General features: G+C 61.1%; 7 protein-coding genes. 2 read left to right on the forward strand and 5 right to left on the reverse strand.

Annotation, left to right across the window (positions count from 1 at the left end):
* Window positions 1-33: 33 nt before the first annotated feature.
* From IRI77_RS20780 to IRI77_RS20800, 5 genes are all read right to left on the reverse strand, one after another.
* Window positions 34-1,626, reverse strand: a complete 1,593-nt coding sequence (locus IRI77_RS20780; protein ID WP_194446941.1) for a TolC family protein — start codon at window positions 1,624-1,626, stop codon at window positions 34-36.
* Window positions 1,627-1,795: 169 nt separating this feature from the next.
* Window positions 1,796-3,055, reverse strand: coding sequence for an ABC transporter permease (locus tag IRI77_RS20785; RefSeq protein WP_194446942.1), 1,260 nt, complete (start codon window positions 3,053-3,055; stop codon window positions 1,796-1,798).
* Window positions 3,056-3,058: 3 nt separating this feature from the next.
* Window positions 3,059-5,125, reverse strand: a complete 2,067-nt coding sequence (locus IRI77_RS20790) for an HlyD family efflux transporter periplasmic adaptor subunit (RefSeq protein WP_194446943.1) — start codon at window positions 5,123-5,125, stop codon at window positions 3,059-3,061.
* 51 nt (window positions 5,126-5,176) lie between these two features.
* Window positions 5,177-6,484, reverse strand: a complete 1,308-nt coding sequence (locus IRI77_RS20795) for an efflux RND transporter periplasmic adaptor subunit (RefSeq protein ID WP_194446944.1) — start codon at window positions 6,482-6,484, stop codon at window positions 5,177-5,179.
* Between the two features lie 33 nt (window positions 6,485-6,517).
* A complete protein-coding gene (locus IRI77_RS20800; RefSeq protein ID WP_194446945.1) occupies window positions 6,518-8,116 on the reverse strand; it encodes an efflux RND transporter periplasmic adaptor subunit in 1,599 nt (532 codons plus the stop codon).
* Between the two features lie 593 nt (window positions 8,117-8,709).
* Between IRI77_RS20800 and recG the strand changes: the two genes are divergently transcribed.
* Both recG and rsmD read left to right on the forward strand, forming a co-directional pair.
* Window positions 8,710-10,815, forward strand: coding sequence for an ATP-dependent DNA helicase RecG (gene recG / locus IRI77_RS20805; protein WP_228486237.1), 2,106 nt, complete (start codon window positions 8,710-8,712; stop codon window positions 10,813-10,815).
* 18 nt (window positions 10,816-10,833) lie between these two features.
* Window positions 10,834-11,367, forward strand: a complete 534-nt coding sequence (gene rsmD, locus IRI77_RS20810) for a 16S rRNA (guanine(966)-N(2))-methyltransferase RsmD (protein ID WP_194446946.1) — start codon at window positions 10,834-10,836, stop codon at window positions 11,365-11,367.
* Window positions 11,368-11,427: the final 60 nt, after the last annotated feature.

Below are 11,427 nucleotides of genomic sequence, written 5' to 3' on the forward strand. Positions count from 1 at the left end.
AGCCCGCCCTCTCTTCCATGATAGGGGTTTCCGCTACTGCATCACGATGCCTTTGACTTCCAGCAGGTTCCCCACCCGCTGTTGCAGGTTCAGGACGTTGCGGCGGTAGTTCACCGTGCTGTTGACCAATGTCGACTGCGCCTGCGTCAGGTCGTTCTGGGACGCGAGCAGGAAGAAGATCGTGATCACACCCAGGTCGTACCGCTTCTGGTCGGCGTCGGCCCGCTTCTGGGCGAAATCGAGGGCGACTTGCGCCAGCTTCACTGAGGCCCTGCTGCTCTCCAACTGATTGACGGCCGTAAGTACATCCTGCCGTACGGATTGCTCGAGGGAACGCTGGCGGAGGGCAGTGAGTTTCTTGCTGACGACCGTATCCGCCAGGTTGGCTGAGGCGGCGCGGTCGCGCAGCGGGAAGTTGAACGTCAGGCTGAAAGCGAACGTGTTGTAGTCGAAATACTGGCCAAAAGCGTCCGTAATGCCGCCGGGGATGGGGATTCGACCTCCGGTCACCGGGTCGGTGGCGAAGGCTGTGCCGCCTCGGCCTGTCGTGCTGTAGCGGCCACCCAGGCTCAAATTGGGCTTCAGCAGATTGAGCGCGCTCTGGATCTGCAGATCGTTGACGTCCAGTGTCTGGCGCAACGAGATCAGGTCCGGCCGCTTCTGCAGGGCCATGCCCACCAGCGCATCTGAATCCAGCGGCGCCTCGTCGGCCGCAGCCATGGACTGTTCGGTCAGCACGATGGGCAGCTTCCGGACATCTGGATCGAGGTCGACGCTGATCTGGCGGCGCAGGGCATCTTCAGCGATTTGGAGCTGAAACTTCACCTGGGTCAGGTTGATTTCGGCGGTAGCGTAGTTCTGCTGCGGCTGGAAGATTTCCAACGGTGAGGTGGCGCCCAGTTCCACTTCCTTCTGCGAGCGCTTCAACGCCTGGTCGGCGAGGAACAAGGCCTGCTCCTGAACTTTCAAACGCTCGCGGGCGCTGATTACGTCCCAATAGGCGTTTTCAGCGTTAACCAGCAGCGTTTGCAGCGTGCTCTCCAGCGAAAGTTCCTGCGTCTTGCGTTGTGCCCGGGCGATTGTAATGGGCAACCGGTTGATGTAGATGCCGCGATTGCGCAACAAGGGTTGGGTGAAGCTGGAACTCCAGGAGGTCGTCAACGCCGGGTTGTACTGGTTGAACGAGCTGTTCGTGGACGTCTTCGACATGTTGATCGTGCTGTTGACCTGGGTGCCAGGCGCGAACAACTGCTGGTAAGAAGCCTGGAACGGCTGATCCAATTGGTTGAGAATGTTAGCGCCCTGCAACGTACTGGTGGAGGGCGTCTTGGCGCGCGTGGCCGAGAACGAACTATTGATGATGGGGTCGAAGACGCCGAACGCGCGCTGGATGGCGTTCTTGGGAGTTTCCAGCGTCAGCCGCTGCACGGCAATGTCGGTGTTGTTGGCGACCACCAGGTCGAGGTAATTCTTCAACGACAGCGTCAGCTTGCCGTCGACTACGAAATCCTTCAACCGCACCGGACCATCCACGATGACTGACGTGTCGTTCGCCGCGAAGGTCTTCCGCCACCAGTTGCCGGTTCCAATCCAAGGCGCGGTCGGTTCGGAAATGGCTGCGTTCATACGAGCCACGGCCCCGGAACTCACTGGCGGAGGGGCGGAACTCGTCTGAGGAGCTGGCGCGGGCGCCGGCGCCTGGCCGGCGGGCGGTTGCTGCGCGGGCGCAATGAGTGTGGAGCAAAGTAGGACAACAAGGAAACGCATGGGTTGGACCTGATGATATTTATGAAGACTACTCATACCGGATGGCCTCAATCGGATCGAGTTTGGCAGCTTGCACGGCCGGGTAAATGCCGAAAAGCAGCCCGATGCCGACTGAGACGCCGAATGCCACGGCGATGGAAGTGAACGTCACCACGGTGGACCAGCCGGCCGCGGCCGCAATGATCTGCGCCAACGTCACTCCGAACACAATTCCGAGGAACCCGCCTATGATCGAGATCATGACCGCTTCTGTGAGGAACTGACGCACGATGTCGGATTGGCGTGCACCAATTGCGCGCCGGATTCCGATTTCGCGGGTTCGTTCCAACACCGTCGCCAGCATGATGTTCATGATGCCAATTCCACCTACCAATAGACTGATGCCGGCGATACAAATCATGACAATTTTAAAGATGTCACTGGTCCGCTTCTTCTGCTCCAGCAGGCCGGCCGGCACGGTGACCGTGTAGTCGCCCGCGTCCTTGTGGACTGCCGCCAGGATGGCGTTGATGACCGCCGCGGTCTCGATGGAGTTCGTGCCCGGCTTGACGCGCAGGTAGATGCCATCGATCTCGTCTTTCAGATAGCTATTACCGTCTTCGAAGCGGAACATTACCGTACGCAGGGGGCTCACCACCAGATTATTTCTGGAGAGGATTTCCACACCTTCCACGTCCGTGTCGCCGCCCGACTGGGAGGCCATTACGCCCACCACCTGCAGCCAGGTGTCGTTGATCTTGACGTATTTGCCCACCGCGGGCTCATAGCCCAGCAGGTTGACCTTTGTCGTCTCACCCAACACGCACACGGGTGCGGCGGTCGCGTTCTCGTCGTCGTTGAAGAACCGGCCTTCCACCAGCTTTAGGCTTTGGATATCCCGGTAATCCGGTTCCACACCGATGAGCATCGGAGGTTCAGCCGCGGTCTTGGGCAGAACCTTCAGGGGCTTAAAGCGCTTCCGGGGCGTCGCCTTTTCAAGACCCTGCGTGTTCTCCATGATCGCCCGGTAGTCCCGGAAGGTCATGCCCGGGCTGACGGCCCGGCGCTGCTGCAACTCGTTGCGGTCCACGGCCTCCTTGGCTTCGATAATGATGTTATTCACGCCAAGCAGATCGATGTAAGAGAGCATCTCCTTTTCGACACCGGCGGTGATGGCCAGCATGGCCACCACGGCGCCCACGCCGAAGATCATGCCCAACATGGTGAGCATGGTCCGGAGTTTATGAACCAGGAGGCTCGAAAGCCCCATGTAGATTTCAGGCAGGACTGCCTGCAGGAACGACGTCATAACTTACTGCCCACCCTTTGAACCGCCAACCGGGAGTGCGCCCGCGGCTCCGCCGGAGGATTTCTTCTCATCCGCTTTCTTTTTGTCGCCAGGCTTCGCATTCGGATCCGCCAGCGAGATAGTGTCGCCCGGATTCACGCCCGATGTGACCACAGTGACAGACTCCGACCGCTTGTCGATCTTGATATTGCGCGCCACCCAGTTCTCGCCGGACTTCACGTAGACAACGGGCTTTCCGTCCTTCTCGAAGATGCTCTGATTCGGCACATAGATAGCGTTCGGCACCTTCTCCACCAGGATCTCCACATCGGCGAGAAGACCCGGCCGGAGCAGAACTTCCATGGTGTCGCCCTCTTCCGGAGGAGGAGGCAATGTCGCGTTCTCGAGATCCTTGGCCGAGAAACCGCCTGCGCCACCCGAACCCATACCCATCATGCCGCCGCGATTCCCGCCGCCGGCCGCGCCCGGCGCCTGCGGACCGAAGGAAGGGGCACCCGCTGCCGCGCCGCGCGCGCCGGTTCCACCAGCAGCGCCAGGGGCTCCGGGAGCGCCCGCCCCACCGGCCGTCTCCGGGCCGCCGCCGCGGTTTCCGCCGCGTTGCGGCATCTCAATACCGGCCTTCTTGGCTTCCTCCCGCACCTTCGCGAACATCGCCTGGCGTTCTTCCGGCGAGAGGTCGATCATCGTCTTGCCGTTGAGCGCCTTCTTGAGGATCTCCTGCATCTTCTTCTGCTGCTCGGGGGTCATGTTGGAGTTGGCGCCCATGCCAAAACCGCCGGCCCTGCGCTGTCCGCCCTGCCCGCCGGCCTGATCTCCACCAGCCTGCGCTCCGGGCATCCCGCCCTGCATGCCGGCCATTCCGCCCGACTGCATTCCCCCACCAGCGGCGCCAGCCGGCATACCACCAGCCTGCATTCCGCCCGCCTGGGCTCCGCCGCCCATCAGGCCGGCCATTCCAGGCATACCGCCAAACATCGAGCCGGTGGTCACGCTGAGCGGTTTCTTGCGATTCTCCTCCGCCAGGGCCAGAATCCGCGCGATGGCGTCAGGCTTTGCGCCCAGCGTCGTCAGCAACTGCTTCATGTCGATGGAGAAGACTACGTCAAATTTCTTGCCGGGGTCCGAACTGAACACGTTGGCACTAGCCGTGCCACTCATGCTCTTGATCTTGCCGTCGAAGACCTTTTCCGCCAGCGCATCCAGGCGGATGACCACTTCCTGGCCTTCGCGCAGATTGGCGCGGTCCAACTCACCGACGCGGGCGATGACTTCCAACTCAGAGAGATCGAGCACGTCCGCCACCGGAGTCCCGGGCGGCACCTGATCGCCTTCGCGGATGTCGGGGACCTGCGTCCCGAACATGCCCGAGAAACCGCTGCGGTTTTGCCGCACGGCTACGAGCCCGCCGATGGGTGAAAGCAGCTTCACCTGCGACAGGCGCATCTTCTCGCGGTTGATGTCCAGCAGGCTGCGGTTGCGCTTTTCGCGCAGCACGTTGATCTCGGCCAGCGCCTGTTCCTGCTTCGACTTAATGTCGCTCTCCAACTGCTTCAGCCGGCGGCGCGCTTCGTCCAGGTTCAGGATGTTCTTCTTCTGGTCGATGGCGGCCAGAATCTCGTTGCGCTTCACTTCGAGTTCCGCGCGGCGGACCGCGTAACGGGCCCGCAGCAAATCCACCTGATCCTGATTGTTGCGGATCGCCAGGTCGGCTTGCGCCTTCTTGATCTGCTCATCCACCTGATCGAGTTCCAGTTGGCGGGATTCCAGGCGGGACAGCACTTCGGAATCGTCAAACTCGACGATCAGGTTCTTCTCGCGGGCCAGCGCGCCGAGCGGAGCGAGTTTCGTAACCTGTACCGTACCAAACAGATTGGGGGCAGCCAGACTCGCCGTGCGCACTGCGCGCAATTCTCCTCGCGTGAAACTGCGAACCACAACATCGCCGCGCCGGACTTTGGTGGTGGGCAAGCTCTGCTGACGCGCAGACATGCCCTGGAAAAAGTGATACACGCCATAGCCGGCCCCGAGGACCACTGCGATCAGGATTAGACGGAAAACGACTTTCTTCATGGATTGCGATCTCGTTACTGCCGTGTCTTTCTGGGTGCGACGATCTGCCCGCTATAATTTCTTTGCTCGTTTGGCTACTTCAGCCGGGTCTTCCAGCGCGACACGGTCCCCGGCCTGGAGGCCCTTCAGGACGATGATGTCGTTGTCATTGCGCTTTCCGACTTCGATTTCACGCGACTGGAAACCGGCGCCCTTCTGGATCCAGACGTGCGGTTTTCCGGCTTGCAGGAAACTCGCCTTGTTCGGGATCAGCAGGCTCTCCGGCTTGCTCTCGATCAGAACGATGCCCGTTGCGCTCATGCCGGGCCGCAGCCGCGGGTCAACCGACTTCAGCGTGGCCCGGGCCGGGAACGTCTTCTCGTTCGCCGAACCGTACCCGCGGAAGTTGAGCGAGGCGATGGGGCTGATCCAGTCCAGAGTGGCTTCAAATTCCTTGTCCTGGATCGCGTCAATCTTGACCTTGACGCTCTGGCCGAGTTGGATCTTGCCGCGATCCACTTCTTCCACCTTGAGTTCCAGCCGCATCTCCGAAAGATCGGGGATCTCGGCAATGGCGGCACCGGTCCAGGCGCGGTCGCCTTCCTTGAAGGCCGGCGGTGTCTGGCCCCAGTTACCCTGGGCGCGGAAGTTGGGCAGGATGTTGAGAATGCCGTCCTGCGGAGCGCGGATCGTCATCTTGCCCAGGTAGTCCTTCACTCGGGCCATGTCGCGCAAGGTCTTATTCTTGCGAGTATCCAGCCGTTCCAGGTCAGCCTGCTGGCTGACATCGTGAGCTTTCACGGAAGTCTTGACCTGACCGAGGGCACCCTCGGACAAACCGACGTTGATGCGATTCTTCGCGCCTTCGATCTCGGAGAGAATTTCCGCCTTCGAGGCTTCGAGGCCGGCGCGCTGCACGTCATACTCCGACGTCATCAGGCTCATTGCATCCTGCTCGTCCGTGATCTTGTGCGTGGCCTTGGTCTGGACGATTTCGCTGTCCACCGTGCGGGCGTTCGTCACGAAGTTCAGGTAGAAGTTCTCATACTGGGCGGTATCGAATTCGACGATGACCTGCCCTGCCTTGACCATCTTGCCCGATTCGGCCAGAGTCGTGATCGTCGGATTCGGCACCTGCGGGGCAGAAAGCGTGACCGACCGGGTGGAACGGATTTCGCCGCGTGCGCTGATGGTGATGGTGAACTCGCCCTTGCGAACGCTGACCGTGGGCACCTCTACCGGCTTGGCGGTGGAGTACCGGTAGGCTGCAAAGCTCCCCCCGGCGAGAGCCAGGAGGATGACGACCCAGAGAACGATCCGGCCCTTACCGCTGCCGGTTTGCCCAAGTTTCTTGCCGGGCTTCAGATCCTTAGAAGACATTCAATACTCCAAGATAAAAATTCGGATCGGGCCTCAAACGCGTTGCCACCTGTCGTTCAGGCGGCGGTAAGCCCGGAGCAGCCGGCCGCGGAGCCCGAGAGCGGGTACGGCAAGGGCCAGCACCCAAGGGCGGCTCGAATTCGCCGGCGGCGGAACCTGGCCGGGCCGCAGCGCGGCCGATGCCGTGGCTTGCGCTTCCGGCTTGCGGGGCGGATCCAACGCGAGGACCTCGCCGGCTTTCAGGCCGGAGACCACGCTCGTCTTAATGTTGTTGCGATCGCCAAGCTCGACCGTCCGCTTCTCGAACGTCTCGCCTGTCTTCACGAACACGTAGGGTTTTCCCGTGGGCGCATCGCGGAAGATGGACTCAATCGGAGCGAGCACCTGGTTCTCGTTCGTCTGGATCACCACATCCGCACTGACGGTCAAATCGGGGATCACGCGCGGATCCAACCGGTCGATTTTCAGGTAGATCGGGATTTCCTTCACATAGGACGCCCGCGACCCACCCGGCTTCGTGATGGCCGCGATGGAAGTGACATGCGCCGGAAGCGTCATCTCCGGGTACGCATCGAAGTGCAGCGTCGCCTTGGAACCTACGCGGACATACTCCACGTCGGCCTGATTAATGGTCGCCGAAACCAGGAAGGAACTGGGGTCCACGATGCGCGCAAACAACTGGCCCGGAAAGAGTTGATCACCCTGCTGAACCTGGGAAAACTCGCTGCCGCGCATCATGTTTTCCATGGCGATCATGCCATCCATGCTCGCGGTGATCTGCATCAGGCTCACATTTCGTTCCGCTCGCTTCAGCTCCACTCGAGACTGCTCGACGTCGATCTCGGAGATGCGGCGCTGGCTCTTGAGACTCGTCTCCTGATAAGGGATCTGGAACTGCAGCTGCTTCAGATTCGCCTGCGCTTCTTCGAGCGCCAACTGGAGCTGCTCGGCTTCGATGGCGGATCGCACCGGGGTGGTCTTGATGTCGAGCTTTGCCTTCTCGACGGCGCCTTTCGCCTGTTCGATGTTCTGCGTGTAGGACTTGCGCTGAACTTCCAGGGTGGAATCGAGGGAGCGAAGGGTCCTGTCCGCCTGCTCAACGGTCGACTTGTAGTCATCCAAACGGAGCAGTTGGAACTGTTGGTCGAACTCAGCGACAATCTGGCCCTTTGTGACATGGCTGCCAGCGGAGGCCACTTTCTGCAAAACCTGCATGAAGTCGTCGTTGCCGCCACTCAACGCGTTTCCACCGCCACCACCGCCACCACCGCCACCGCCGGTGTTGCCACTCGAGGTGGAACCGGACGAGGTTGAGGAGGAAGTAGAAGACCCGGTGGACCCGGTGGAACCGGAGCCGGAAGTTGTGCCCGACGTGGAAGTGGTTGAGCTGGAACCGAAGCGGTTGGTGGACGCCCGGAAGGTCGACGTGGAACTGGTGGAACTGGAGGCCGTGCCCGACGAGGACGACGACGAACTAGTCGTGGTCGAGGAGGTTGTCGAGGAAGAGGTGGTGCCCCCGCCGCCACCTGTGCCGCCGCCACCGCCGCCGCGCATGCCGCGCAACTGCGGAGCCGCGAGCGAAGCGAACTTGTCTGCGGAGGTGACGCCTGTCAGGCGGATAGAGCGTTCCAATGTTCCGGCCGCCACTACCGCAGTCCGAACACCCGTGAAGCCCGAGCCTGAACGAGCGGGGTCATTCGCCTGTTTCCAGGCAAACCAACCGGCGCCTGCGAGCAGGGCTACGACAAGAAACGCGATACCGCTTTTGGACCTGGGCCGTCTCGGTTCCTGAGAAACCGGAACGACGCCGGGTACGCCCTGCGGAGTGGATTGCGGAGATGGATTCATCTGCGGCTGCATACGGTCTAACTCTGGATCCTAAACACGTGGAATGCGTTGGGCCGATTCGGCAGGCCTGTCCCGCATGTTAAGACGACAAGCCTATCGAAAAGGTTATCCCAAGCGCTGGAAAGATGAAGGACGAACTATCAAAGATATGGATTCCATTGCAGTTAGCTACGCAAGCCGCTCCGAATCCCACAAAGAACCTATCGAACGAAACGGAAACGAACAGAATGAAGTCGGGTTCATAATTTTTATCCCTTCCAGAGGCAACGGCTTACAGACGGCGCTCCGATTCCGGCCCCGCCTGTCCAAAGCCCTGGGTGCGCCTTGCAGCGGGCGGCGGCCTGAAACTCGTAAACTAGGGTTTCACCCTCGAAGCCGTGCCGCTGGACCTCTCCACCCCGATTAAGTTTGTTAAAGGCGTCGGACCGCGTCGTGCCGCCGACCTCGAAGGGCGTGGCTTGACGACCGCGGCCGACCTGCTCACCTACGCGCCCTTTCGCTACGAGGACCGCTCGAACATCAAGCCGCTGGGGCAACTGGCGCCGGGCGAGATGGCCACCGTGCTGGCTGAGGTGCACAGCTTGCACGCTCCGCAGTTCCATCGCCGTGACCTCGGGATGATCGAGGTGATCTTTCAGGATTCCAGCAGCCAGCGGCTGACTGGTAAGTGGTTCCATGCACAGTACTTAAAGAACGTCTTCCTGCCGGGAATCAGAGTCTCCCTGTTCGGCAAGGTGGAGTTCGACGGGTACAAGGGCGAGTTGACCATGCTCCACCCGGACTACGAGATCCTGCGGGACGACGACGAAGAGGATGAAGCGGGCCTCCATACGGGTCGAATCGTTCCTGTCTATGAGGCAGCCGGGAAAACGAGCACTCGTGTCCTGCGCGGGGTGGTGAAGCGGATCATCGACAATCTGCCCGAGATGCCCGATGCCCTGCCCGAGTTCATCCGCCGCCGGCTGGCACTCCCCGACTTGACCACCGCATTGAAAGGGCTGCACTTCCCGAGCGTCGACACAGACCTGCGGCTGCTGAACAACTTCCGTTCACCGGCCCAGATCCGCATGATTTTCGAGGAGTTCTTTTGGCTGGAAACCGGCATCTCGCTGAAGCGGCGGCAGGCGCGGACGGAGCCGGGCATCCGGTTTGAGCTGAACGAGCGTGTGCGGGAGCAGATCAAAAAGATCCTGCCGTTCAAGCCGACAGGCGCGCAAAAGAGGGTATTGGGCGAGATTGCCAGGGACATGTCCACCGAGACCCCGATGTCCCGCCTCCTACAGGGTGACGTAGGCAGCGGCAAGACGATTGTCGCGGCGCAAGCGGCCGTGATTGCAGTCGAGAACGGGTACCAGGCCGCCTTGCTTGCCCCGACGGAGATCCTGGCCGCGCAGCATCAGGTAAACCTGGAGCGGGTGCTGGCTCCGCTGGGTTACCGCATCGCGCCTTTGATGGGCTCCATGACGAAGAAAGAAAAGGCGGTTGCGAAACGAGCCCTCGCTACCGGATTTGCGCAGATCGCCATCGGGACCCACGCGTTGCTGGAAGAAGACGTAGAGTTTGACAAGCTGGGCCTGGCGATTATCGACGAGCAGCACCGGTTCGGCGTAATGCAGCGCAAGTCGTTGCAGCAGAAGGGCGTCTACCCGGATGTCCTGGTGATGACGGCAACGCCGATTCCGCGCACCCTGGCCCTGACGATCTATGGCGACCTGGACGTCAGCATCATCGACGAACTGCCGCCGGGCCGGCAGCCGATCAAAACCTTTCACAAGACCAAGTTGGAACTGGAACAGGTGTACAGTTTCATCCTGCGCCAGGTCCAGGCGGGCCGGCAGGCATACATCGTGTACGCGGCGATTGAAGAAAGCGAGACGCAGGCCGTGAAGGCGGCCCAGGCTGCATACCAGGAACTGTCGACCGTCGTGTTTCCGCAATTGAAGGTCGGCCTGCTGCACGGCAAGCTACCCAGCGCGGAGAAAGACGCCGTCATGGACGGTTTCAAGCGCGGTGAAGTGCAGGTGCTGGTGTCCACAACAGTGATCGAAGTAGGCGTCGACGTGCCCAACGCCACGGTCATGGTTGTCGAGAATGCCGAGCGGTTCGGGTTGGCGCAGATCCACCAGTTGCGGGGCCGTGTGGGCCGGGGCGCGGACCAGAGCTATTGCGTTCTGGTGACTGATAAGTTGAGTGATACGGGGCGGGAGCGGATCCGTACTCTGGTGGAATCCACCGACGGTTTCCATATCGCGGAGATGGATTTACGGCTGCGCGGTCCCGGGGAATTCCTGGGCACGAAGCAGAGCGGGCTGCCGGTGTTCCGTATCGGCAACCTGTTGAGGGACCAGGAGATCCTGGAACTGGCCCGAGAGGAGGCGCGCACGTTTGTCGAGCAGCCTCCATCCGAGGAGTTATTGGAGGCGGCGCTGCGGTTCGTACGCGAGCACTGGCAGCGGCGCTACGGTTTGGCTTTGATTGGATAGAGGAAAGGCAAAGTTGTCATGCGAGTGATTGGTGGTGAGTTCCGAAGCCGCCGGTTGAAGTCACCGGCGGGGGACAGCGTTCGTCCGACTCCGGACAGGTTGAGGGAAGCGCTATTCAGTGTCCTGTCTCCACGCATCGAGGGCTGTGTATTCCTGGATGCTTACGCGGGGGGCGGCAGCGTCGGGATTGAAGCTCTCAGCCGCGGGGCCGGCCGGGCCATCTTCCTGGAGAAGAGCAGGCCGGCGCTACGCGCCTTGCAGGAGAACATTTCCATCCTGGACATCTCCCAGCGCTGCGAAGTGCACGCCGGAAATGCCGCGGCCATGATCACAAAGTATGAGGCGGAGATCGTCTTCCTGGATCCGCCCTACCCCCGCGAGCAGGAATATGGCCTTTGCCTGGACGCCCTGGGCGAAGCCCCGCGGCCGCTAGTGATCGTCCAGCATGCGTCCAAGTTCACACACCACCTGAAGGAAACCTACGGCCAACTGCAGCGGGTAAGAATTCTGAGCCAGGGAGATAACTCGCTTAGTTTCTTTGAACCAAGGTAGTTCGCCGCGTGGAATAGCGAAGCGGGCCAGGGATCCTGGCCCGCTTCGCCAACTTGGAAA

Origin of the sequence: Paludibaculum fermentans (genome assembly GCF_015277775.1) — a bacterium.
GTDB classification, from domain to species: Bacteria; Acidobacteriota; Terriglobia; order Bryobacterales; family Bryobacteraceae; genus Paludibaculum; species Paludibaculum fermentans.

Excerpts from the sequence above, each read along its gene's own strand:
- IRI77_RS20780 (WP_194446941.1), bottom strand. The coding sequence starts at position 1,626 with ATGAACGCAGCCATTTCCGAACCGACCGCGCCTTGGATTGGAACCGGC.
- IRI77_RS20785 (WP_194446942.1), bottom strand. The coding sequence starts at position 3,055 with ATGACGTCGTTCCTGCAGGCAGTCCTGCCTGAAATCTACATGGGGCTT.
- IRI77_RS20790 (WP_194446943.1), bottom strand. The coding sequence starts at position 5,125 with ATGAAGAAAGTCGTTTTCCGTCTAATCCTGATCGCAGTGGTCCTCGGG.
- IRI77_RS20795 (WP_194446944.1), bottom strand. The coding sequence starts at position 6,484 with ATGTCTTCTAAGGATCTGAAGCCCGGCAAGAAACTTGGGCAAACCGGC.
- rsmD (WP_194446946.1), top strand. The coding sequence starts at position 10,834 with ATGCGAGTGATTGGTGGTGAGTTCCGAAGCCGCCGGTTGAAGTCACCG.